Annotated in this window: 15 protein-coding genes and 2 pseudogenes; 3 read left to right on the plus strand and 14 right to left on the minus strand. The window is 44.1% G+C overall.

Features of this window, described 5'->3' with window-relative positions:
- Nucleotides 1-103: 103 nt before the first annotated feature.
- The gene (locus UB51_RS11815; RefSeq protein WP_044877456.1) at nucleotides 104-460 is read right to left on the minus strand and encodes a hypothetical protein; all 357 of its coding nucleotides are present in this window, start codon (nucleotides 458-460) and stop codon (nucleotides 104-106) included.
- 606 nt (nucleotides 461-1,066) lie between these two features.
- Between UB51_RS11815 and UB51_RS29740 the strand changes: the two are divergent.
- Nucleotides 1,067-1,279, plus strand: a pseudogene (locus UB51_RS29740) (catalase).
- 47 nt (nucleotides 1,280-1,326) lie between these two features.
- Nucleotides 1,327-1,806: pseudogene (locus UB51_RS29745) on the plus strand (catalase).
- Nucleotides 1,807-2,091: 285 nt separating this feature from the next.
- Here the strand turns inward: UB51_RS29745 and UB51_RS11825 are convergent.
- From UB51_RS11825 to UB51_RS11870, 10 genes are all read right to left on the minus strand, one after another.
- The gene (locus UB51_RS11825; protein ID WP_044877457.1) at nucleotides 2,092-3,300 is read right to left on the minus strand and encodes a hypothetical protein; all 1,209 of its coding nucleotides are present in this window, start codon (nucleotides 3,298-3,300) and stop codon (nucleotides 2,092-2,094) included.
- Nucleotides 3,301-3,366: 66 nt separating this feature from the next.
- Nucleotides 3,367-8,700 (minus strand): beta strand repeat-containing protein, encoded by a 5,334-nt coding sequence (locus UB51_RS29450; RefSeq protein ID WP_082063127.1) that lies wholly within the window; start codon nucleotides 8,698-8,700, stop codon nucleotides 3,367-3,369.
- 701 nt (nucleotides 8,701-9,401) lie between these two features.
- Nucleotides 9,402-9,587, minus strand: coding sequence for a hypothetical protein (locus UB51_RS11835; RefSeq protein ID WP_044877458.1), 186 nt, complete (start codon nucleotides 9,585-9,587; stop codon nucleotides 9,402-9,404).
- Nucleotides 9,588-9,987: 400 nt separating this feature from the next.
- Nucleotides 9,988-13,704 carry a beta strand repeat-containing protein gene (locus tag UB51_RS29010; RefSeq protein ID WP_082063128.1) on the minus strand — a complete coding sequence of 1,239 codons (3,717 nt, stop codon included), beginning with the start codon at nucleotides 13,702-13,704 and terminating at the stop codon, nucleotides 9,988-9,990.
- Nucleotides 13,705-14,139: 435 nt separating this feature from the next.
- Complete coding sequence (locus tag UB51_RS28275; protein WP_160297262.1) at nucleotides 14,140-14,313, minus strand: hypothetical protein; 174 nt, start codon at nucleotides 14,311-14,313, stop codon at nucleotides 14,140-14,142.
- Between the two features lie 509 nt (nucleotides 14,314-14,822).
- Entirely contained in the window at nucleotides 14,823-16,622 is a 1,800-nt protein-coding gene (pepF, locus tag UB51_RS11855; RefSeq protein ID WP_044877459.1) for an oligoendopeptidase F, read from the minus strand.
- Between the two features lie 171 nt (nucleotides 16,623-16,793).
- Nucleotides 16,794-17,315: a YcxB family protein gene (locus UB51_RS11860; RefSeq protein ID WP_044877460.1), complete on the minus strand. Its 522-nt coding sequence runs from the start codon at nucleotides 17,313-17,315 to the stop codon at nucleotides 16,794-16,796.
- Between the two features lie 23 nt (nucleotides 17,316-17,338).
- On the minus strand, nucleotides 17,339-17,494 hold the full coding sequence (locus tag UB51_RS28525; RefSeq protein ID WP_199925007.1) for a hypothetical protein: 156 nt from the start codon (nucleotides 17,492-17,494) through the stop codon (nucleotides 17,339-17,341).
- Between the two features lie 109 nt (nucleotides 17,495-17,603).
- Nucleotides 17,604-18,164, minus strand: a complete 561-nt coding sequence (locus tag UB51_RS11865) for a GNAT family N-acetyltransferase (protein WP_044877461.1) — start codon at nucleotides 18,162-18,164, stop codon at nucleotides 17,604-17,606.
- A 58-nt stretch (nucleotides 18,165-18,222) separates the two neighbouring features.
- Nucleotides 18,223-19,932, minus strand: a complete 1,710-nt coding sequence (locus UB51_RS11870; RefSeq protein ID WP_044877462.1) for a proline--tRNA ligase — start codon at nucleotides 19,930-19,932, stop codon at nucleotides 18,223-18,225.
- Nucleotides 19,933-20,155: 223 nt separating this feature from the next.
- Here UB51_RS11870 and UB51_RS11875 point away from each other — a divergent pair, with 223 nt between their 5' ends.
- Nucleotides 20,156-21,511 (plus strand): TrkH family potassium uptake protein, encoded by a 1,356-nt coding sequence (locus UB51_RS11875; RefSeq protein WP_044877463.1) that lies wholly within the window; start codon nucleotides 20,156-20,158, stop codon nucleotides 21,509-21,511.
- 138 nt (nucleotides 21,512-21,649) lie between these two features.
- Here UB51_RS11875 and UB51_RS11880 read toward each other — a convergent pair whose 3' ends face one another.
- From UB51_RS11880 to UB51_RS11890, 3 genes are all read right to left on the minus strand, one after another.
- The gene (locus UB51_RS11880) at nucleotides 21,650-22,318 is read right to left on the minus strand and encodes a response regulator (protein ID WP_044877464.1); all 669 of its coding nucleotides are present in this window, start codon (nucleotides 22,316-22,318) and stop codon (nucleotides 21,650-21,652) included.
- Nucleotides 22,315-23,154 carry a sensor histidine kinase gene (locus tag UB51_RS11885; protein WP_044877465.1) on the minus strand — a complete coding sequence of 280 codons (840 nt, stop codon included), beginning with the start codon at nucleotides 23,152-23,154 and terminating at the stop codon, nucleotides 22,315-22,317. Before UB51_RS11885 ends, UB51_RS11880 begins: the two co-directional genes overlap by 4 nt.
- A 162-nt stretch (nucleotides 23,155-23,316) precedes the next feature.
- Nucleotides 23,317-26,046 carry a CHASE3 domain-containing protein gene (locus UB51_RS11890; RefSeq protein WP_052675891.1) on the minus strand — a complete coding sequence of 910 codons (2,730 nt, stop codon included), beginning with the start codon at nucleotides 26,044-26,046 and terminating at the stop codon, nucleotides 23,317-23,319.
- Nucleotides 26,047-26,400 lie beyond the last annotated feature (354 nt).

Consider the following 26,400-nt stretch of genomic DNA (forward strand, 5'->3'; position numbering starts at 1 on the left):
ACTTTTATGATTTTGAAATACTATTTTGATATTTATGAGCCACCCTTCAATCAGCTAAAATACTGAACGTTATAGATTGCACTCTCCATCTCTCCATAACTTCCTACTCTGCTCCTAACTCTTCCGACGCTACAACACGATGAGCATCTATCAGATGGCCAGCGGCATCTTTCCCCCAGACAGAAACTTCCGTCTCAACTGCGGCAAGGTTTCCAGTTGTAAAAACGAACTCATAAGCATCAAAATTAGCAAAGTAATTTTTTGTTACCACTTCATTAGGACTAACATTGAAAAGCTCACTTACATATAACGTTCTGATTCCATTTAAATAGTATCCTAGTATTAAAATATTGGAGATATTGATAGCATCGCGATTGACAATTTTAACTGTCACCTGCTGTGTAGGTCGAACACCGCCTACAGCATTATTATCAATGGGCCCTGTAGATAAGATCGCCATTCAATTCATTCCCCCTTCCATTAGTTTATCGAACGTAAAATCTTGACGACAAAACTATTATTTATTAAAAAATAATCACCTCTGTATACCAATATTCAAAAAAATAGTTAGAGGTGTGGACGTAGTAATAACAAAAGCTCAAAACATTAGCACATTTATATCATTACAATCATCAAGTGCTGTTAAAACTAAGGTTGAATACACTATTAAAATTTTATTAATAGATTAAAACTGAATCTTCGTATAATGAATATCCCTTTGTCACATACCGGATCTAGATTTGGTAAACCAAGGATTCAAAGCAATGAATCCCAATTAGAATATTAGAAAGGTTGGTAATCGCGGTCCATCAACACTAGAAAACTATCATTTCATGGAGAAAAATTCCCACTTTGATCGGCGAACGTTGGTCATAGTAGAGGAGCCGATGCCATGGCTATTTCGAAGATTATGGCAAGCTCGGTAACGAATCGATTGCGAAGTAGAGCGCGCAAAGTTATTTCAGGAAGCAGGCAAACAGACGCCCGTTTTCGTGAGATTCTTTAGTGTTATCCTAGGCGGTCATTCACCGATACGCTTCGTGATCCGCGAGGGTTCGCCACGAAATTGTATACGGAGGACGGAAACTGTGATTTGGTAGGAAATACTTGAAAATATTTTTTTGTCCATGATGCCACCAAATTTCCTGATATGGTGCATGCCTTTAAGCCCGATCCGATGACCAACGTACAAAGCATGGAACGTTTTTTCGATTTCGTAGCTAATTCTCCTAAAGGCTACGCATATGATCACATTTCTGTTTTCCCCCTCGCAACCTGACACAGAATGAAGCAGAGAAACTGCAGGAAAAAAACTTCAATCATGCAATACAAAATTTATATGAAGCGATTGAGCGCGGCGATTATCCTGAGTGAGTGCTTGCAGTGCAGTGGATAAGTGATGATGAGCATCTTGAGCTCGATTTCAACCCGCTTGACGATACAAAGCTCTGGGACATCGACTTATTCCCGAAGCTACCGGTGGGTATAATGATTTTGAACAAAAATCCGAAAAACTACTTTGCCGAGGTTGAACAGGCAGCATTCGGTACCGAAGTTTTTAGTTGATGTCCTCGATTTTCCGATGATAAAATACTGCAAGGCCGAACGTTATCCTATTCGGACACACAACGTTATCGGATCAGCACCAATTACCTGCAACTGCCTATTAATGCACCAAAGAAGCATGTGGCAACTAATCAGCGTGATGTTGTACCCGGTCAAAATCCCCCCGTTAATTATGTGCCTTCCTCCTTAGCGGACTCATGGAAGCTGATCGGTCAGGCACACCGCACGAGCGGATTTTGAGGATACATTGTTCCTAAATGAGTTTCTTTAAGAAGATAATAAAAGAAGCAGCTCTAATGAGCTGCTTCTTTTATTATCTTCTTATTTTAACAACAGCTAGAACCGCTATTAATCTTTAATCCAGTACCATATTCATCTTGCTCAATATCCACAATATCATTTTCTTGAGGTTCATTCAGCATCAACCAATAACTTGGACGGCAAAATCCACCTTCTTCTGATGCAAATCGAAGAAGTCGAAATGCCTGCCTCTTTCATCATTTGTCGAAATTCGACCTTCGGGTTTTACCAACTCTCAGTTACTCTAAATACCACATCAACTGTGTTTATACCCACCCCACCAATATTTGCCACAGCTAATGTCACGACCTGATTTTCAGGAAGAGTGAAATCCAAAAGTTCTGAAGAAGCTAGTATTCTGGAATCACCTGCTCCACCTCCTGTAACACCTTGAAACACCACTTGCCCCCCAGTAATTGTTGCGGAGGTATTGTTTACCAAAAGAGCCGTTTCGCTATCAGGAATGATCGTGGTAGCTGTCGGATAATTAACAAATGCTCCATTTAGCGTTCCGCCCACAAGTACTTGATAGCTTAGATCTACGGATGAAATAATGTTGATTTCTTCTAGATCCACTTGAACTGAATTCGTTCTAGCTGAACCAGTTGGGAAAACCACTTTTCTTGTAAATGAAATGACAGGAGTTAGAGTTGATGTAACATTTGTAATTCTCCTTCTTTCTGAAGTAACTCTAAAGGTAGGATCATATTTTCCTATAATACTATATTGTCTTCCTCCGACAAAAAGGCTATAGGCAGTAGCGGTTCCATTATTATCGATTTGTGCTCTTAAAGGAAGATTTGGATCAATAAAACTAGTTTGACCTGTTGGGGAGAATCGATGAACGGTAATAACCTCTTGCGCTGAAGTCGTAGGATCAGGGATGACCACTCTAAATTCGATCACTCCATACCCATACCAAGTAAACACGATTTGAAATATATTCCCTTTAGATAAATTAAGTGTTGCTCCGCTTGCTCCTGTTCCGTCTAATCGATCTACGTTCCATGAGCTTTGAGGAAATGTTGTATCGGTTCCTCCTCTGCGTATTGCCACAAACACATTTGCACTATTGACTCCAAAAAAGGCTCCGTTCTGACTGTCAAATAACCCCCAGCGTCCAACCTGATTGCCTGTGGGCAAAGTAGGTATACGGACACCTATTCCTGCTTCCCCTGCGAAGCCTGGTTCATATCTACCTCTTAATACACTTTCTAAAATGGCCGAATCTATTCCACTAGCGGTATTACTTAAATTATATTCAGTTGCATTATTTGTAACCGTCCCGCCCCCAGTAGTCGTAACAGCATCTCTTAAACTCGATAGACCGTATACAGAAGTTAACTCCACAATTGGGGTTTTTTGCGATACTCTTAGCTCATCAAATTGCGAACTGACATTCGGGCCAATATTCGAGATAATAATATCTGACACGATATTTCCTCCTTTGCAGAAAGTGGGAGAAAAAACATATATTCTTCTCCCTATAATGTTATTTTTTTACCATTCTTCTGTAAGGCTAAAGGTTGCAGTAACAGGATTAGTACCGCCACTTAAATTGGCTACCGCTAGAGAGACAAATTCAGTATCTGGCAATTGGAAATCCAATAATGAAGCAGAAGCTAAAATTCTAGCACTTCCGTTAACTCCAGCTGCTAAGCCTTGTAATAGTACTTGACCACCCGAAATTGTCGTTAGAGTACTATTAACTTGAAGAGCTGTCTCCGAGGATGGGATATTAGTCGTCGCAGTTGGAAAGGTTGCAAATGCTCCATTAATCGTTCCACCTAGTATAATTTGATAGTAAATATCATCTGAGGTTACAAGGTCGATACCTTCTAGTTTTACACTAACTGAATTCACTCTACCTGAACCTGCCGGAAAGACTGACTTTCTTTGGAAGGACAAAATTGGTGTCAGAGTTCCTGTTGCAGTTACTGTTCTTCTTTCAGATGTAACCCTGAAAACTGGACTATATTTGCCCAAAATGCTATATTGTCTTCCTCCAACAAATAAATTGAGTCCAGATGCCGTGCCACTATTAACGATTTCTGCACGAAGAGGAAGATTAGGATCAGCAAGACTGGTTTGCCCATTCGGTGAGAATCGATGAACGGTAATCACTTCTTGTGCTAAAGTCGCAGGATCAGGGATGACTACTCTAAATTCGATTACTCCATACCCATACCAAGTAAAAACGATTTGAAATATATTACCTTTAGATAAACTAAGCGTCGCCCCACTTGGCCCTGTTCCATCTAATTTATCTACATTCCAAGCTGTTTGAGGAATAATAGTGTCAACATTTGCTCTTCTGATAGCTACAAATATTCCATTCGCTACACTCTGGCCAAAGAATAAGCCATTTTGATCGTCAAAAACACCCCATCTCACCACTTGGGTTCCTGTTGGTGCAAGCGGTAAACGGATACCTATTCCTGCTTCTCCAGCAAAACCTGATTCATACCTTCCTCTCTCCGAGCTTTGCAGGATGGCAATATCTCCTCCAGCTGCTGTCGTAGTTAATTGAAACTCCGTATTATTACTTCCAACTGTAGCACCGCCCAATGTGGAAACAATGTCTCTTAGGTTAGATAAACCATATACCGAAGTTAATTCAATGATCGGTGTTTTTTCATTTGTTCTTAACTCGCTAAATTGAGAGCTAACATTGGGTCCTACTCCCACTATGGTTACAGTAGGATCAATAGTACCAGTTGCTCCTGTAACTCCAGTCGCTCCCGTAACCCCAGTTGCTCCTGTAACTCCAGTCGCCCCTGTAACCCCAGTTACACCAGTAACCCCAGTTGCTCCCGTAACCCCAGTTACTCCGGTAACTCCAGCTTCACCTGTAACCCCAGTCGCTCCAGTAACCCCAGTTGCTCCCGTAACCCCAGTTGCACCTGTAACCCCAGTTGCTCCTGTAACCCCAGTTACACCAGTAACCCCAGTTGCTCCCGTAACCCCAGTTACTCCGGTAACTCCAGTTTCACCTGTAACCCCAGTCGCTCCAGTAACCCCAGTTGCTCCCGTAACACCAGTTGCTCCCGTAACACCAGTTGCTCCCGTAACACCAGTTGCTCCCGTAACCCCAGTTGCTCCCGTAACCCCAGTTGCTCCAGTCTCCCCAGTCGCTCCGGTAACTCCAGTCGCTCCCGTAACACCAGTTGCTCCCGTTACTCCAGTTGCTCCTGTAACACCAGTCGCTCCCGTTACTCCAGTTGCTCCGGTAACCCCAGTTGCCCCTGTAACCCCAGTCGCTCCCGTTACTCCCGTTACTCCAGTTGCTCCCGTAACCCCAGTTGCACCTGTAACCCCAGTTGCACCTGTAACCCCAGTTACACCAGTAACCCCAGTTGCTCCCGTAACCCCAGTTACTCCGGTAACTCCAGTTTCACCTGTAACCCCAGTCGCTCCCGTAACCCCAGTTGCTCCCGTAACCCCAGTTACTCCTGTAACTCCAGTTTCACCTGTAACACCAGTCGCTCCAGTAACCCCAGTAACCCCAGTTGCTCCCGTTACTCCAGTTGCTCCTGTAACACCAGTCGCTCCCGTAACCCCAGTTGCTCCTGTAACCCCGGTCGCTCCCGCTACTCCAGTCGCACCGGTAACCCCAGTTACACCAGTAACCCCAGTTGCCCCTGTTTCTCCAGTTGCTCCGGTAACCCCAGTTGCCCCAGTAACCCCAGTTGCTCCGGTTTCTCCAGTTACCCCTGTAACACCAGTCGCACCTATAACCCCTGTTGCTCCAGCAATCCCAGTTGCTCCTGTTTCTCCAGTTGCTCCGGTAACCCCAGTCGCCCCTGTAACCCCAGTCGCTCCAGTTACTCCAGTTGCTCCCGTAACCCCAGTTGCTCCTGTAACACCAGTTGCTCCAGTCTCCCCAGTCGCTCCGGTAACTCCAGTCGCTCCCGTTACTCCAGTTGCTCCCGTTACTCCAGTTGCTCCTGTAACACCAGTCGCTCCTGTAACACCAGTCGCTCCCGTAACACCAGTCGCTCCCGTAACACCAGTCGCTCCCGTAACCCCAGTTGCTCCTGTAACCCCGGTCGCTCCCGTTACTCCAGTCGCCCCTGTAACCCCAGTAACCCCAGTTGCTCCTGTTTCTCCAGTTACCCCTGTAACCCCAGTCGCTCCCGTTACTCCAGTCGCACCGGTAACTCCAGTCGCTCCCGTTACTCCAGTTGCTCCGGTAACTCCAGTCGCTCCCGTTACTCCCGTCACTCCGATAACTCCAGTTGCTCCGGTAACTCCAGTTGCTCCGGTAACCCCAGTCGCACCGGTAACCCCAGTCGCACCGGTAACCCCAGTTGCTCCCGTTACTCCAGTCGCTCCGCTAACTCCAGTTGCTCCGATAACCCCAGTCGCACCTGTAACCCCAGTTGCTCCCGTAACTCCAGTTGCTCCCGTAACCCCAGTCGCTCCGGTAACCCCAGTTGCTCCCGTTACTCCAGTCGCACCGGTAACCCCAGTCGCTCCCGTAATCCCAGTTGCTCCGGTAACTCCAGTTGCTCCGGTAACCCCAGTCGCTCCCGTTACTCCAGTCGCTCCGGTAACTCCCGTTGCTCCGGTAACCCCAGTCACTCCCGTAACCCCAGTTGCTCCCGTTACTCCAGTCGCTCCCGTTATTCCCGTCACTCCGATAACTCCAGTTGCTCCCGTAACTCCAGTTGCTCCCGTAACTCCAGTTGCTCCCGTAACCCCAGTCACTCCCGTAACCCCAGTTGCTCCCGTCACTCCGATAACTCCAGTTGCTCCGGTAACCCCAGACGCACCTGTAACCCCAGTTGCTCCCGTAATCCCAGTTGCTCCGATAACTCCAGTTGCTCCCGTAACTCCAGTTGCTCCCGTAACTCCAGTTGCTCCGGTAACCCCAGTCGCACCCGTAACCCCAGTTGCTCCGGTAACCCCAGTTGCTCCGGTAACCCCAGTCGCTCCGGTAACCCCAGTTGCTCCCGTAACCCCAGTTGCTCCCGTAACTCCAGTTGCTCCCGTAACCCCAGTCGCTCCCGTAACCCCAGTCGCACCTGTAACCCCAGTTGCTCCGGTAACCCCAGTCGCTCCCGTTACTCCAGTTGCTCCCGTAACTCCAGTTGCTCCCGTAACCCCAGTCGCTCCCGTAACCCCAGTCGCACCTGTAACCCCAGTTGCTCCGGTAACCCCAGTCGCTCCCGTTACTCCAGTTGCTCCGGTAACCCCAGTTGCTCCGGTAACTCCAGTCGCTCCCGTTACTCCTGTTGCACCGGTAATCCCAGTTGCTCCCGTAACTCCAGTTGCTCCCGTAACTCCAGTTGCTCCCGTTACTCCCGTCACTCCGATAACTCCAGTTGCTCCGGTAACCCCAGTCGCACCTGTAACCCCAGTTGCTCCCGTTACTCCAGTTGCTCCGGTAACTCCAGTTGCTCCTGTAACTCCAGTCGCTCCCGTTACTCCAGTCGCCCCTGTAACCCCAGTTACACCAGTAACCCCAGTTACACCAGTAACCCCAGTAACCCCAGTAACCCCAGTCGCTCCGGTAACCCCAGTTGCTCCCGTAACCCCAGTTGCTCCCGTAACTCCAGTTGCTCCCGTAACCCCAGTCGCTCCCGTAACCCCAGTCGCACCTGTAACCCCAGTTGCTCCGGTAACCCCAGTCGCTCCCGTTACTCCAGTTGCTCCGGTAACCCCAGTTGCTCCGGTAATCCCAGTTGCTCCCGTAACTCCAGTTGCTCCCGTTACTCCGATAACTCCAGTTGCTCCGGTAACCCCAGTCGCACCTGTAACCCCAGTTGCTCCCGTTACTCCAGTTGCTCCGGTAACTCCAGTCGCTCCGATAACTCCAGTTGCTCCGGTAACTCCAGTTGCACCTTTAACCCCAGTTGCTCCCGTTACTCCCGTCACTCCGATAACTCCAGTTGCACCGGTAACCCCAGTCGCTCCGGTAACTCCAGTTGCTCCGATAACTCCAGTTGCTCCGGTAACCCCAGTTGCTCCCGTAACTCCAGTTGCTCCGGTAACTCCAGTCGCTCCCGTTACTCCGATAACTCCAGTTGCTCCGGTAACCCCAGTCGCTCCGGTAACCCCAGTCGCTCCCGTTACTCCGATAACTCCAGTTGCTCCGGTAACCCCAGTCGCTCCGGTAACCCCAGTCGCACCTGTAACCCCAGTTGCTCCCGTAACTCCAGTTGCTCCGGTAACTCCAGTCGCTCCGATAACTCCCGTTGCTCCGGTAACCCCAGTCACTCCCGTAACCCCAGTTGCTCCGGTAACTCCAGTCGCTCCCGTTACTCCAGTCACTCCGATAACTCCAGTTGCTCCGGTAACCCCAGTCGCTCCGGTAACCCCAGTCGCTCCGGTAACCCCAGTCGCACCGGTAACTCCAGTTGCTCCGGTAACTCCAGTTGCTCCGGTAACTCCAGTTGCTCCGGTAACTCCAGTTGCTCCGGTAACTCCAGTTGCACCTTTAACCCCAGTCGCTCCTGTTACTCCTGTAATACCTACTTCCTCTCCTAATAATTCTGAAGATACAATACGATGAGCCGTGACTAGCTGACCTGTTGAATCTTTCCCCCAGACTGAAATTTGAGTTTCATCTTCTACTGCACTTCCTGTTGTAAATACAAACTCAAATCCATTGAAATTAGCATAATAATCCTTTGTAATCACTTCATTAGGATTTACTACTATTAATTCAAGTACATATAAAGTTCTTGTCCCGTTTAGATAGTATCCTTGGATGAGTAACGTCGAAGGATTGACAGCATCTCGATTATCAATTTTTACCGTGACTCGTTGAGTAGGCCGAACACCACTGACAAGATTATTTTCTATAGGTCCTGTTGATAAAATTGCCATATTTTCCGATTCTCCTTTTATCTAAATTAACGAAGCCATACTGTTCCACGCTCCTATGAATTTGAATTATCTATTATTACTTAGTGAATTCCACACATTTCCTATGTCTGTTACAGCATCTTCATAATGATTCCAACACCAATGCTACCTCTCTTAAATGACATAACTGTGGGATAGAGTCATTACCTTTGTGTAGAACGCACACCGCTTAAAGGTGTATTGTGGATAGGGTGTACCCAATATCTACTTCAAACATTCTCCTCATCCTTCCAATTACTAGACGGGTAAATTTTCAAGAAACAAAAGAAATTAGTATTGAAATTTGAAAATTCACTCCTATTTATACCTATATTCAAGATCTATATAAACGCGTGGACATATCATATGTAATGTAAAAAAGATTACATTTAACACATAGATTAATAGATTTAACTTAGAGGATTGAATCAGGATAAATAGATTACATCCGTTATTTGAGGTTGAACGATACTCGTGTCATTGCTGGCAAACATATATCCTTACAAAAACACCTATAGAAAGCTCTGCAAAACAAATACAGATTTCGTAAAAAATAACCCAATACCCCGTAGGCATTGGACGTTCATATTTTGGCTATCAATGATTTATTCATACATAATCAGACACATATTCATAATCTTCGTCTTGCTTAGGTTGCAACTTAGGACGGTCTTGCTGATATATTAATTAGCGAATCGGTGTAAATCAGGAGCTTCTCGCCATTCATACCTCTGTATATAATGCAAAAAGTTTTCTTCTCCTCCTATCATTCTCCATATATAATAACTTGTTGGTTTTCTCCCTTTATAATTGGTATCATTATTTCCCTTCATCGGGGTACTTTTTAAATCTTCAAAATACTCTTCCATATCATTTCATTCCTGTTAACATCCTTAAGATCTTTCCAGGTTTTCTTATATTGGTGGAGTTGAACGTACCGAGGAAATCATAACGATTGTAAATATTCAAAAAATTACAGATGCACTTTATATCCCTTTAAATGACTTATTCGTTTGCTCAGCCGCAATGTTTTTTGGGGTATCACGAGCCGTAATCAGACTATATCCTTGTAAGACTCTTGTTCTACCAAATACTTTTTCGAAAAAGATGGCCTTATTATGTGTCACATTATTTATTTCTTCATGTTCCGATAACTGTGCCCTTCCCCATTCATATTAATTATAGTTAAAAAGTAAAAAAAGAAATGCGGCTTCTAGTAGTCATATGTTCTTGTCATCTTACAAGCTGGCAAATGCCAGCCCTCATATTTTACTGAACCTGAATAATCGAAACAGAACCATCAGTCGGATTGGCTGGTGCCGAACCATTATAAAGAAAGTCCAATGTAATAGCACCTGCAGTAGCGTCAGCTAAGAACGTACCAGATACGCTTACATCAGCTACTAAAGTACCAGTAGCTGCTTTACCTGAAAAATCACCCTTAAATACCGCATTTAATCTTGGTGTAACAGTAATGTTTCCACTTATAGAACTAGTTGCCCTGAAAGTATACGAAACCATATAAATGTGCCCTGTTGCTAGTGAAAAGGTTGTAGCTGTTGGATGTGAAATGTTAGAGCCATTAATAAATGAGGTTGCATACGAAATGTCTGTCCCATCTGTAATAGGTGATACACTAACAATAAAGAGTCCGTTTTGTGTTGTGGCAACTGCTCCAGTAGGGCCTGTTGCTCCCGTAACCCCTGTCGCACCTGTAACCCCTATTGCTCCTGTAACCCCAGTTGCTCCCGTAACCCCAGTTACTCCGGTAACCCCAGTTGCTCCGGTAACCCCAGTTGCTCCTGTAACCCCAGTCGCTCCCGTAACTCCAGTTGCTCCTGTAACCCCAGTCGCTCCCATTACTCCAGTTACACCAGTAACCCCAGTTGCTCCGGTAACTCCAGTTGCTCCCGTAACCCCAGTTACTCCGGTAACCCCAGTTGCTCCCGTTACTCCAGTCCCTCCGGTAACCCCAGTTGTTCCTATAACCCCAGTCGCTCCGGTAACCCCAGTTGCTCCTGTAACCCCAGTCGCTCCCGTTACTCCAGTCGCCCCTGTAACCCCAGTTACACCAGTAACCCCAGTTGCCCCTGTTTCTCCAGTTGCTCCGGTAACCCCAGTTGCTCCGGTAACACCAGTCGCTCCCGTTACTCCAGTCGCCCCTGTAACCCCAGTTACACCAGTAACCCCAGTTGCTCCAGTTGCTCCTGTAACCCCAGTCGCTCCCGTAACCCCAGTCGCTCCCGTAACCCCAGTCGCTCCCGTAACCCCAGTCGCTCCCGTAACCCCAGTCGCTCCCGTAACCCCAGTTGCTCCCGTTACTCCTGTAACTCCAGTTGCTCCGGTAACTCCAGTCGCTCCCGTTACTCCTGTTGCACCGGTAACCCCAGTCGCACCTGTAACCCCAGTTGCTCCCGTAACTCCAGTTGCTCCGGTAACTCCAGTCGCTCCGGTAACTCCAGTCGCTCCCGTAACTCCAGTTGCTCCGGTAACCCCAGTCACTCCCGTAACCCCAGTTGCTCCCGTAACTCCAGTTGCTCCGGTAACTCCAGTCGCTCCCGTTACTCCTGTTGCACCGGTAACCCCAGTCGCACCTGTAACCCCAGTTGCTCCCGTAACTCCAGTTGCTCCGGTAACTCCAGTCGCTCCGGTAACTCCAGTCGCTCCCGTAACCCCAGTTGCTCCCGTTACTCCTGTAACTCCAGTTGCTCCGGTAACCCCAGTCGCTCCCGTAACCCCAGTCGCTCCCGTAACCCCAGTCGCTCCCGTAACCCCAGTCGCTCCCGTAACCCCAGTCGCTCCCGTAACCCCAGTTGCTCCCGTTACTCCTGTAACTCCAGTTGCTCCGGTAACTCCAGTCGCTCCCGTTACTCCTGTTGCACCGGTAACCCCAGTCGCACCTGTAACCCCAGTTGCTCCCGTAACTCCAGTTGCTCCGGTAACTCCAGTCGCTCCGGTAACTCCAGTCGCTCCCGTAACTCCAGTTGCTCCGGTAACCCCAGTCACTCCCGTAACCCCAGTCACACCCGTAACTCCAGTTGCTCCCGTAACCCCAGTTTCACCCGTAAGCCCAGTTTCTCCGGTAACCCCAGTTGCTCCTGTTACTCCAGTCGCTCCCGTAACCCCAGTCACACCCGTAACTCCAGTTGCTCCCGTAACCCCAGTTGCTCCTGTATCCCCAGTCGCTCCCGTAACCCCAGTCACACCCGTAACTCCAGTTGCTCCCGTAACCCCAGTCGCTCCTGTGACACCAGTCGCACCCGTAACACCAGCTGCTCCTGTAACCCCTGTTGCCCCTGTGACCCCAGTTGCTCCTGTAACTCCAGTTTCACCTGTAACCCCAGTTGCTCCCATAACCCCAGTTGCTCCCGTAACTCCAGTTTCTCCCGTAACCCCAGTTTCTCCCGTAACTCCAGTCGCTCCCGTAACCCCAGTTGCTCCCGTAACCCCAGTTACTCCGGTAACCCCAGTTGCTCCTGTTACTCCAGTTGCTCCTGTGACCCCAGTTGCTCCCGTATCCCCAGTTGCTCCCATAACCCCAGTTGCTCCCGTAACTCCAGTTGCTCCCGTAACACCAGTTACACCCGTAACACCAGTCGCACCTGTAACACCAGTCGCTCCTGTAACCCCAGTCGCTCCCGTAACTCCAGTTGCTCCCGTATCTCCAGTTTCACCTGTAACCCCAGTTGCTCCGGTAACACCAGTTACACCCGTAACCCCAGTCGCACCTGTAACACCATTCGCTCCTGTAACCCCAGTCGCTCCCGTAACTCCAGTTTCACCTGTAACCCCAGTTGCTCCCGTATCCCCAGTCACACCCGTAACCCCAGTTGCTCCCGTAACTCCAGTTGCTCCCGTAACTCCAGTTGCTCCGGTAATCCCAATCGCTCCCATAACCCCAGTCGCTCCTGTAACACCAGTTGCTCCTGTAACTCCAATTTCACCTGTAACCCCAGTTGCTCCCATAACCCCAGTTGCTCCCGTAACTCCAGTTGCTCCCGTAACCCCAGTTTCTCCCGTAACTCCAGTCGCTCCCGTAACCCCAGTTGCTCCCGTAACTCCAGTTGCTCCCGTAACTCCAGTTGCTCCCGTAACTCCAGTTGCTCCCGTAACTCCAGTCGCTCCCGTAACTCCAGTCGCTCCCGTAACTCCAGTCGCTCCCGTAACTCCAGTCGCTCCTGTATCTCCAGTTGCTCCCATAACTCCAGTCACTCCCGTAACTCCAGTTGCTCCCGTATCCCCAGTTGCTCCGGTAACTCCGGTTTCACCCTCTACACCAGTTGCTCCGGTAATCCCTGTTGCTCCCGTAACTCCAGTTTCACCCGTGACCCCAGTCACACCCGTAACTCCAGTTGCTCCCGTATCCCCAGTTGCTCCGGTAACTCCAGTTGCTCCAGTATCCCCAGTTGCTCCCGTAACTCCAGTCGCTCCCGTAACCCCAGTTGCACCCGTAACCCCAGTTTCTCCGGTAACCCCAGTCGCTCCCGTTACTCCAGTTGCACCTTTAACCCCAGTCGCTCCCGTAACCCCAGTTGCACCCGTAACCCCAGTTTCTCCGGTAACCCCAGTCGCTCCCGTTACTCCAGTTGCACCTTTAACCCCAGTCGCTCCTGTTACTCCTGTAATACCTACTTCCTCTCCTAATAATTCTGAAGATACAATACGATGAGCCGTCACTAACTGACCTGTTGAATCTTTCCCCCAGACTGAAATTTGAGTTTCATCTTCTGCTGCACTTCCTGTTGTAAATACAAACTCAAATCCATTGAAATTAGCATAATAATCCTTTGTAATCACTTCATTAGGATTTACTACTATTAATTCAAGTACATATAAAGTTCTTGTCCCGTTTAGATAGTATCCTTGGATGAGTAACGTTGAAAAATTGGCTGAATCTCGATTATCAATTCTTACCGTGACTCGTTGAGTAGGCCGAACACCACTGACAAGATTATTTTCTATAGGTCCTGTTGATAAAATTGCCATATTTTCCGATTCTCCTTTTATCTAAATTAACGAAGCCAACAGCTCCACACTTCTATGAATTGAACTGTCCATTTCAGTCAGTAAATTCCACATATTCCTGATGCCATCTGTTACAACCTCTTCTATATCACAATTACTAAACGAAAAATTTTCAAAAGAACTAAGAAACGAATATCAAAATCCGAAAAATACACACCTTTACATACCAATATTCAAAATACATATAAACGTGTGGACATATCATATGTAATGTAAAATGAAATGCATCCGTTATTGCGTAAGTTGAATTAAACTTATGATCATTGCAAACAACTATATCCCCATACAAAAAAAACACCTCTACTACAGGTGCTCAATTAAACAACAAGCTGAGCAGCTGTCGTTTTGTTTGGAAATGGTTCTCTAGCCATGAAATAGAGACATGGTGAGTCCCAATCATAGATTCGAAGTCATCTGACGATTGTTCTCTTTTTGTTCATTTTCTACGCCCCCCTCATTCATAGCTATATCTTGTGGTGCAAATGTAGTTTGCTGCCGTGTGGTACCACTGACAATACCCGCTACTCCCACAAGAACACTCTTGAACCATCCTGTGGAACCAAGACCCATGGAAATAATTACTCCACTAGAAGATTGTTTTCGACCCTATCATTCAGATTAAACTGGAATCGGGCCGACACATACGTTTTACGACCTATGAACAAATCATTCACACCAAATAAATATTGACCATCATTAAGCTGTACCTTGTGTAATTCAAAATTTGCGTCGTCTTCCGATAATCAACGATCCGATAAGCTAACTACCCTTGCACCATTACCGTCTGGTAATCACTCGTGATTTCCTCAAACATGAATGGGACATCCATCGAGGATACCGGCACTACGACAACTTTTAAATAGATGATCTTCCGAGGATAAATTTATATAATTCCACATGGAACTATACGATTATTTGTTTCGCTAAGTGTAGCAAACTTGTTCATCTTGCTTTACTTTTCTTCCAGTATCAATAAACCCAATGCCTATGCGGCATTGGGTTTATTGATACTGGATTAATATTAGTTTCACAAAACTCCCTGCAGTAGTGGCCCTGTAATGATCATCCGGTTATTCCTATTAAAATAGTGTCTCTAGTTCATCCACCAATTCTCCAATATACTTAACAGCGCTGCGAATTGGAGTAGCATCTGACATATCCACACCCGCGAGCTTCATAAGGTCCAACGGGTTCATGCTTCCGCCAGCTTTAAGTACATCCAACCAGCGATCTACAGCAGGCTGCCCCTCTTCCTTAATAATCTGAGCTACAGCAGTAGAAGCCGTTAACCCTGCTGCATAGGTGTATGGATATAACCCCATATAATAATGAGGTTGGCGCATCCATGTCAGCTTAGCATCCTCATCTATTTCTACTTCGCTACCCCAGAAAGAGGACAGGATTTCACCCTTAAGTTCCGACAGAAGCTTCGCTGTAATCGGTTCATCATTCATCGCAAGACGGTACACTCTACGTTGCAATTCCCCTTCGAGCAAATGTGTTACAAAGTTATGATAGTAAGTATTAAGTAATTGTAATATGACCCATCGTCTCATACGTTTATCATTCGATTTGGCTAGCAAATGGTCAGCCACTAGTAGCTCGTTCATCGTAGATGGCGCTTCAATAAAATACATGGACGGACGAGCATTCGTTAACCTTTGATTTCGTGCCGCAAGCATGAGGTGTCCTGCATGCCCTACTTCATGAGCCAACGTGAAGACGCCTCGCATGTTATCTGCCCAAGTTACAAGGATATATGAATGCGAACCGTAAGCAGAAGAGCAGAATGCCCCTGTAGATTTCCCAGCGTTATCCGCATAATCTACCCATCTTTCATTAAAGGCAGAATGCACAATCTCTCCATATTCCGGTCCAAGAATCCCAAGTGCATCTTGGATTAGATCACAAGCTTCTGCGTATGAAATACTTGGGTTAAACTCAGGATCAAGAGGCGCTTTCAAATCGCAGAAGTGCATACGATCAAGACCCAATTCCCGTTTCTTCAGAGCGGCCAAGCGACGCATATGAGGTGACAACTCTTGCTGAATGGTGTCCAGAATTTGATCATACATTTGTGTGGTAACTTGCTGTGGCTTCAGCAACATGTCTGTCACAGAGTCATACCCACGTAACCGTGACATCACCACTTGCTTTTTGACCTCTGTCGCATAAGCCTCTGCAAAAGTATTACGATAGGACTGAAGCGATCGGCTAAAAGATGAGAATGAAGAACGTCTTAACTCCGTATCTGATGACTGCTCATAGTTATTCTCATAAAGTGGAAAAGACACCGGCCGAGACTTACCTTCACCATCCGTCGCATGATCAAACTTCATATCAGACAACTTAGCCCGCAGATATACTCGATAAGGGGAATCCATCACCTCACTTATAGAAGCAAGTACACTTTCTGTTTCAGAACTCAAACGGTGCGGCTTCGTTTCAAGTATTAACATGAGACTTCTACGATAGTCTGCAAGGCCAACCTCCTCTTCCAGATAACGCACAACCGTACCTTCTGGAAGTTCAAGAATTTCAGATTTGACAAAAGACAACGCCGAAGCGACATTTGATACCATATCCCCTGCTTTAGCAGAATTCACTAGATTGTCTGAATTCGTTCCATCTTCCGATTGACGTAAGCGAGAGAATGAAGCCGCCCGTGATACCCGTCCATGCAACTCCTCTTGTGCATTCAGACATGCTAATAGAATTTCAGCACCTTCGCCTAGTTTGCCTTTGAACTGTGTTACCTTGCTTACATCCGATCGAATTGCTTTCAGCTCCGTTTCCCAAGCTTCCACGCTAGGAAAAAGATCATCTAAATTCCACGTTGCTTCTTCACGAACCTCCGCACGAGTTAAAATTTTGTCCATCATCATTCTCCTCTCTACTCCCTAAATTATCCTATTCATCATATCGAAATAGTTGACCTATGGTCAATATCACATCTGACGTAAACAAAAAAACAACCAACTTGATTCAGAATGAAGTTAAAGAATAACCTCATTCATTCTGAATCCTGCTAATTGTTTTTGCTTTGCTTTCTAAAGCATAAATTTAACCGGTTTAGGCGGAATGTTCTTTTTGATAAAATATCTAAACGTTGTTGTTTCTTTCTCAGATATAAAGGAATTTTTCGGAATAATGAGCGTCCTATTCGTAGAAACGAAAATTAAAAACAAATTTTTTGTTTCCGTAACTCTGAGAATTTCAGACCATTTAATGCTTCCTGATCCAGATTCAGATTCATAGTCGATGCTATTCTCAGATATGAGATACTTTTGTTCCATTTGTGCTAATTTATCCGTTGAGTATGCTTTTCCAGATCTTCTTTCAACACTTTTTTTATTCAAAAACCATGACACAAAACTTATCACTGCTGCTATACCAGCAAGTATTAGTATATATTCCGTATCTCTTCTATCGCTTACAATAATCATAACTGCCAAATAAAATATGAATAATATAACGCCCATCAGGGCTCTTGATTTACTGCTATAAGCCAGATTGAACTCTTTAACATCCTTTGCTTCTAGCTTCGTTTTGACATTAATTTCGTTGTTCAACTTTATTTCTCCTTTTGCGTATTTTACCTTTTATCAGAAATAACAAGAAAGAAAGTGGCCACAGGCCCCAGAATTAAAGAGAGTAAAAACCAATTCAGACCACTGCGATTCTTCCCTTGTGCAAGCCCAGCGTTAACAAGCGCCAACGTACCCCAACCTGCATAATAGCCTCCATCCATGGTATCACCTTACTTTCATAATATTTCTCATACATCTCTAGAGATCATAACAATTTTAAATCTAAATGGGTACCTTTTATTACAACCACATGCTATTTTCTTTGTTATTCTATAATCTTTTAACCATATGATCATATACTTGTCCATTGATTATGATCTCTTTGTCTGCTTCATAACCTTTTCGTTGATACAAAGCATAGGCTCTCGGGTTATCTTTATATACGACCAAAGCAATTTTATGAAAAGATTTCTTCCTAGCCACATTCTCAACCTCTTGTATTAATTCCGATCCAATCCCTTGTCCTCCACAATCTGGGGACACAGAAAGGGTATCAATATAATATTCATCCTCATCGGATTCCTTATCCAACTTAAAGGTTGGATCGTTGTGAAGCTTACGTAAACGTTCTAATATCGGTTGATCAAGCATATCAACATCAGCCCCTGCATAAGCAATGACGATGCCAACCACTTTACCGTCTATTTCCTTCACCATAGCCTGCTTATAGCTTAACCGTCCATCCTCTTGTGTGAAATAATACTCCAGAACGTTTACCGCATCCGCCTCAGTTTCTTCGCCTGTCAGTTGGTGAGCAACGTCATGTAATGCGTCGTACAACAGTCTAGCTGCGTATTGTGCATCTTCTTTTATTGCGAATCTTATTGTCATGATAGCCTCCATATCTCCTTGTACATGTATTTCAATACCTTAAACGTACTGATCATCATTAATTCTGCGCAGCTTCCATCACTTTAGACAGGACTGTCTCCTGATCTAATGTTAGCCGCTCATCACGATGACGTTCTTTAAATTCTACAATCCCGTTAATAGCATCCTTACCTACTACGATGCGAATCGGAATCCCTAATAAATCTGAATCCTTAAACTTCACACCTGCTCGCTCATCACGATCATCAAGTAATACCTCAATCCCTGCGGCTATCATTTGCTTATATAATTGCTCTGCAATTGCAACTTGCGTGCTATCTTTAATAGAAACGGGTATGATGTGAACTTGAAATGGTGCCAATGGTTTCGGCCAAATAATACCATGCTCATCATTATTTTGCTCAATAACTGCGGCTAGTAAGCGAGAAATACCGATACCGTAACAACCCATGATCATCGGTTGCTCCTTACCTTGTACATCTAGATACTTTGCTCCTAGCTTTTCACTATACTTCGTTCCAAGCTTAAATACATGTCCTACCTCAATTCCACGATCGAATTGTAAAGGTGCTCCACAATGAAAACAAACATCCCCTTCTTGCGCCTCACGATATTCTCCTTGGCGATTAGCAGAGAAGTGTACACCCGGTACGACATGCTTCAAATGATAGTGTTCTTCATTCGCACCCACAATACCGCCGCCCACTATTTTGGCCTCTTCATGATCCATATAGATAGGAATCGTGAGTCCAATCGGTCCCACATAACCATGCGGAGCATCCGATACACTTAGAACCGTGACATCATCAGCTAGTTCTATTGTCGTTACTCCAAGATCGTTTAATAATTTAGTTTCATTCACATTATGGTCTCCCCGCATAACAACGGCTATGGGATCTCCATCGGCTACATAGATCAAGGTCTTCAAAATATCCTTCGCCTGCACCTTCAACAGCTTAACAAGATCTTCCACTGTCTTGGTATGAGGTGTATGTAGCTTTTCTACAGATTCAGAGTGTTCCCCTTGGGATTGCTCATCACTAGAAGGCGCTGAAATAGCCTTTTCTATATTAGCGGAATAATGACAGCTAGAACATGTAACTACTGTATCTTCACCTACATCAGATAGAACCATAAACTCATGCGTCTCGCCTTCTCCACCAATGGTACCCGCATCGGCCTCCACAGCTGTGAATCTCAGATCGCATCGACTAAATATTTGATGATAAGCTTTAAACATAGCCTTATATGTAATATCTAATCCTTCCCAATCCATATCAAAAGAATAGGCATCCTTCATTAGGAATTCTCTACCTCTAAGGAGTCCATATCTGGGTCTTCGCTCATCACGAAACTTAGTCTGAATCTGAAAAAGGGTGATCGGTAGCTTACGATATGACTTAATATCATTCGCAACCAAGGCCGTAATTACTTCTTCATGCGTAGGTCCAAGAGCGAATTCCCGTCCGTGTCTGTCCTTGAGCCGAATGAGTTCTGGTCCATAATCCGCATATCGCCCCGACTCATGCCACAACTCTGTAGGCTGCATAACAGGAAGGTGTAGCTCTTGCCCTCCTGCACGTTCCATTTCTTGCCGAACGATGTTCTCAATCTTTCGGAGCACTCTCCAGCCCATAGGTAAATATGAATATACTCCAGCAGCAAGTTGTCTGATTAACCCTGCTCTTAATAATAGTTGATGGCTAATTGCATCCGTCTCAGAAGGGGTATCTCTTAGTGTTGGCATAAATAATGTATTCTGTCTCATCCTTATCTCCTCCCAAACATAATAAAGAACACATTCAACCCTGTAAAGGGACGAAAGTATTCACACTGCATACTTGGACTTATGATCTTGATAAGCTTTTTAAATAATATAGTTCACAATACCTTACATCAATAAGTTGAATAAAGTCAATAACATCTGTTTTATTATTGTTGGGTACACTATAATAGACAGAATGACATTTTTGGAAGGTGAACCACTACATATGAAAAGAAAGAAAATATTACGATTTTTATTAACGCCTCCCAAAATATTAGTACTGGGGTTTATGTTAATTATACTAACGGGGGCCATATTGCTCTCCTCACCCCTAGCGACTTCAGAAGCTGAGCCGTTATCCTTTGTAAATGCACTATTCATGGCTACATCGGCTACGTGTGTAACAGGACTAGCTGTAATAGATCCGGGAATTCACTTATCCACCTTTGGAGAGCTGGTATTATTATTTCTTGTCCAGATTGGGGGAATAGGTTTCACAACTATGGCAACCCTTATTGCACTGTTGTTTAATAAACGCATCTCACTTAAAGAGCGCTTAATCCTTCAACAAGCGATGAACCATGGCAGTATGGAAGGTATTGTGAGGCTCATCCGAAAAGTGATTCTGTACTCATTATTAATTGAGCTTATCGGTACGATTCTCCTTGCTATCCGATTCTCCTTGGACATGCCTTTCTGGAAAGCCGCTTATTTCGGTATGTTCCACAGTATCTCTACGTTCAATAACGCGGGATTCAATATATTTGGTAACATTCATGAATTTTCGGATGGCTTTAATTCCTATGTAAACGATCCTTACATCAATCTGATTCTAATGGTCTTAATCTTCCTCGGAGGAATCGGCTTTATCGTTATTTCGGACTTACTAAGCTATCGCGAGACTAGAAAACTCTCACTCCATAGCAAAATTGTCCTATCCACCTCAGTCTGTCTTATTGTGTTGGGTACGATCGTTATCTATTTGAGCGAATATAGTAATCAGGATACTTTGAAAGCCCTGAGTGAACCAGGCAAATTAATGGCCTCTTTACTCCAATCTGTCACAACACGCTCCGGAGGAATTACAACACTGGATACTGCTTCTTTGAGACAATCAACGCAATTTTTCATGATCATCTTAATGTTCATCGGTGCTGCACCTGGTTCAACAGGAGGTGGGATCAAAGTAACAACCTTTGCCATTCTCATCGGAGCCGTGATCAGTATGGCGCGTGGCAAAGAAGATGTTGTCTTTTTCCGCAATCGAATCTCCAAGGAAGTCGTATATAAAGCCATCACACTAACATTATTATCCTTTCTACTCGTTATCGCCTTTACCATGCTACTATCTATAACCGAGGATCAACAATTTCTGAGTATATTATTCGAAGCAACCTCTGCATTTGGTACATGTGGTATTTCGATAGGGTTAACGCAACAACTCTCTCCTATCGGCAAAATTGCCATTACATTTCTCATGTTCCTAGGCCGGCTAGGACCTTTAACCTTAGCTTACGCACTGACTCCGAAGAAACAAAAGACACCTTTCCGTTATCCAGAAGGTAAAATAACGATAGGTTAGTGTAGTGGGTAAATTCCAGTGAGTCAGTTCATGGATGATAAGGCAACATAATAAGGCTTCGCCTTCTACTTAAATGGAAATATTCCACTGAAGTTAGACTGCGAAGCCTTTTTCTTGTTCAATTCTTGTGATTTGAAGCTACTTCCATTTATGAAACAGTCCATTTTTTCTACTGACTAATCCTTTTTCCATTGCATAACGAGTTAATTGGACCCGGTTCTCGAGGTGTAACTTTTGCAATATATTTTTCAAATGATTCTTCACGGTTTGATCCGAAATAGCAAGCTCTAGCGCAATCTCTTTATTCGTCATCCCTGAAGCGACCCAGTTCAGAATTTCTCGCTCTCGCGCGGTTAAAGGAATGTGATCTTCGCCTGCTACAGACACAGGGAATTCCTTCAATATTCTAAAAGCTAACTCACGACTGAGTGGAGCTTCATCGCTCATAATTGCCTGCAAATATTCTAGCCACGTTGACGGTGATAAATTTTTGAGCAAATACCCTTGCGCGCCTTGCTTCAAAGCTTCAAATAGATGTGTTACATCATCCGATACCGTAATCATGACAATTTTGACGTATGGGTATTGCAACTTAATGACTCGGGTAGCCTCAAGCCCCCCCATCCCTTGCATTTGGATATCCATAAGAATTAGATCCGGCATCAATGTCTCTGTACAAGCCACAGCTTCTTCTCCGCTAGAAACCACACCCACAATTTCAAACGAAGGTTCTTCAGCTAGGATATTGCCGATCGCCTCCCTTGCTTGAGGTGAATCATCCACAACTAGCACTCGATATATACTCATAAGGGTTGATCCTCCTTCCGAATTTCAATCGCTGTACCTTGATCCACAGGAGGCATTGTAACATCCCATCCCAGCTCCTGTGCTCTTTCTTTCATAATTCGCAGACCATATCGATCCTTACGTTTCGGTGCATCTTCTTGTATACCTGTACCATTATCCTTTATAGAGACAACCCAGGCAGCCTTTGTTCCCTCTCCTGTAATCGAAACAACCGATGCCTGAGCATGTTTGGTTGTGTTCATCAAGGCCTCACGAATACAAGCAAGTAGTTCTACTTTTTGTTTAGAACTCAGATCCGTATCTGGAATGTTCCACTGAATAAGTAGGTTCATTATGGAAGCTTCTTCAGCCGAATGCACAATTCTAGACTTCATAGAATCTTCGTATATATCTTCTGAGGATATGACAGGATAACGTAAATTTGCAATGGCTTGACGAGCATATCGATTAACTTCATGGACTGTTTTACGAATTTCTTGTAAATCCACTTGTTCCTCACCGGAAGTTTGTTTAGCTTCGGCTCTGTCAATTTGGACAGATAATAAAAACAAGGACTGTGCAATGCCATCGTGGAGTTCTCTTGCCAAATGGTCTTTCTCCTTCAGAGAAATCTTCTCAGCACGTTCCTGATTGAGTTCCTCCTGAATCTGTTCCAATGATTTAAAGAGTTGATTCAATAGCGTCATGCTAATTAGAAATACGATAACTGGCGTTAGATAATTTCCTAGATCCATTGAAATATATGGCATTAGAAAACGATGTCGTACATATTCCCATATCCCCACTACTAGTGTAGGTAGAATGAGAATCATCCATTTAATCTGTTTGTAGGACATGTTAACCTCCTTATGATATCCAAGAGCATTATATCGAAGTTAAATCTAAAATACAGCCCCTTCCTTAAGAAGTGACTGCATCTGTCTTTCATAACTTCAGTTCAACTTTCATCTCCGATATGGTTAAAGCTAGCCTTCTGCTTATAAGAATCAGTACCAATTTTAAACCTTATCTTTAGTCAATAGTACTTTCATACTCAAGATCACTTGGGTAATATCTAATGGTTTACTCAAATAGTCTGATGCCCCTGCACTCAAGCATTTGTCCCGATCTTCCTTCATAGCTTTTGCTGTAAGAGCAATAATCGGTAGCTCTGTCATTTCTAGCGTCTGGCGAATATTCGTCATCGTCTGATAACCATCCATCTCAGGCATCATAATGTCCATCAGCACAAGATCCACGGGTGTATCGGACTGTAAAATATCTAAGCATTCGTAACCATTTTTCGCCGTCATTATTTGCATATTAAACTTCTCAAGTGCGTTCGCTAACGCGTACACATTTCGAATGTCATCGTCTACCACCAATATTCTTTTCCCGTCAAACAATTCTGAATTCGATTGTAAAAGATCAGATTCTGGTGATTGGCTTTGATTCTCCCACAGTAATTTTCCATTGTAATCATTTCGATATTCCTGAGTAGATGCAGCCTCATCTAATAAGAACAATGGAGGGCGAATTCCCGAATCTGGGTCCGTAACGGGTAGGTATAGTGTGAATACACTTCCTGTACCAAGCTCACTTTCCACATGGATATATCCACCTAGCAATCTAGCGAGCTGTACTGATATCGATAACCCTAATCCTGTACCGCCATATTTACGAGCGGTCGCTCCATCTGCTTGTTTGAATGCTTCAAATATAAATCCTTGTTGCTCTGGAGATATTCCTATTCCTGTGTCTCGCACAGTGAACGCAATCACTTTAGACGCAATTGAAAACTCAGGTGTATTGATGGCTTCTACTTGATAAATCTTTAGAGATACTTCTCCTCGTTCAGTAAACTTAATCGCATTCGATAACAGATTTCGTAAGATCTGATGAAGACGAAGCTCATCCGTATACAGGGTATTAGGTGTATTTTCTCCTAATTCTATTTTTAAGTTAATCGATTTATTTTCAGCCATTTTGAAGAAAGTACAATGCATGATTTCCGGAAGTTCCGTTAAGTTTAGTGTACCTATATCCAATTCTATTTGCCCTGCTTCGACTTTCGACAAGTCTAGAATATCATTAATTAAATTTAAGAGGTCACTTCCTGAAGAATGGATGACAGCTGCATAATTCTGCTCTTCTGGTAAAAGAGTGTTATTGCGGTTCTCCGATAACATTTGAGATAAAATAAGCATACTGTTTAGAGGCGTTCTAAGCTCATGGGACATATTCGCTAGAAATTGAGATTTATAACCAGAACTAGTCTGCAATTGTATAGTATACTTTTCTAACTCTAACGCAGTCGTCTCTGCTTCATTTATCTGGCCTTCTAGTTTCTCATTTAACGCTTGCATTTCAGCAGCTTGCATAAGTAGCTCCTCAGATTGAACCTGAAGTTCCTCTGACTGAACTTGTAACTCCTCATTCAGAGCTGAAGATTCATTGTACAGCTCTTGAATTTCCATCTTGTTAATCACTGAGTGCATCGTAACACCAAGTGTGAGTAATAACTGTTTGAGAAGATCAAGCTGCTGAGGAGTACAACTCACAAGGGATCCTAATTCAATGACAGCTAATACCTTACCTTCAAATTCTACGGGAGCAACAATAATCTCATTAGGAATCGCATGTCCTAAACCTGAATGTATGACCATATAATCATTAGGGATCTGATTTAGTATCAACATGCGTTTTTCTTTAGCGGACTGACCCACAAGCCCCTCACCCCATAAGAAACTATCTTTACCTAATCCACTATTGTCTTCAAAAGAACCCGCATAAGATGCGACCTTCTCTAACTGTTTTTCTTTAGTCACATACAAAATACCAAAAAGAATATTTAATAGCCCAGCAATATTGTCCAGAAATATTTGACCTAATGAACTCAAATTAGAAGCACTTTGAATTATTGTGGACATTCGCGCAATCTGATCCTTCGTCCAATTCTTTCGATCCATCACTGCTAGAAGCTCATTCGTTGAATCAGCCAGTCTAGAAGTCTCATCTTGTCTCCTAACTTCAATACGTCTAGTTAAATTACCCCCAGCAGCAATTTCATTGATCGCTTCAATGACCAGTTTAATAGGATTCACGATGTTTCTTGAAATCATGAGCGCCGCAGCAATGGACACTATAGCGACTAGAATCCAAAGAGAATATATGGTAATCATTAAGTTCTTGTTATTCTCAGCTAACGTAGCCACTCGTTCATCAGTCAACGTCTTCTCAATTTCAAGAAAAGTTGCAAACTGATTACGTAAGAAATCCATCTTATTTTTGCCGGAGTCACTATTAAAGGAACGAAGTAACTCTTCCTCTTGATTGTTCTTCTTCAAAGATATTAGAAGGCTTCCTTCATTATTAATCCATTGCATAATATTCTGTTGTATATCTTGCAAGTTCTTCTGTTGAACAGGGTTATCTGATACCAATTGGTATAATTGATTATATTCGAGAGGCCATTTAGAAAGAGCCGTATCATACGGTTCAAGATAATTCGTCTCACCCGTGATAATGTAACCCCGTTGACCTGTTTCCATATCAAGCACGTTCTTCTCGATACTATGGGTTAGATCATGTACTTGTATATCATGGTCACTAATAAAATCTGTTTCTCGTTGCAGCGATTGAACCCGTTCCGATATAATCCCGAGAAATGCACCCAAACAAAATAGAATCAGGACGTAACCAAGAATAATTCGAGTGCTTATTTTATTGAACAAAACTTTCTTAAACAACCCTGCCAACTCCTATCACTAATCCTATTTATTAAGATGAATATTCACTTTCTCTTCATCCTTCTAATCATTTCACTGCTTTATAGCTAGTAACTAGATATGTATATGTATATGTATATGTATATGTATACCCATGTCCGTAACGATTTGATTATGCACGAATACAAATATACCACACATTATATAGATCTATTTATACAAAAGAAAAAGCTCTCACCATTTATAACAAAGGGTACTCCATCTTATATTTATTCTAAGTTTAGTCTAGAAACTGATAAGTGATAACCTACCTACTCTGGCCGCTTCAAAAATATTAGAATTATTCATATTCATGAATAATAACGGCTAACTATC

It is taken from the genome of Paenibacillus sp. IHBB 10380, from assembly GCF_000949425.1.
Taxonomy (GTDB): domain Bacteria; phylum Bacillota; class Bacilli; order Paenibacillales; family Paenibacillaceae; genus Paenibacillus_AQ.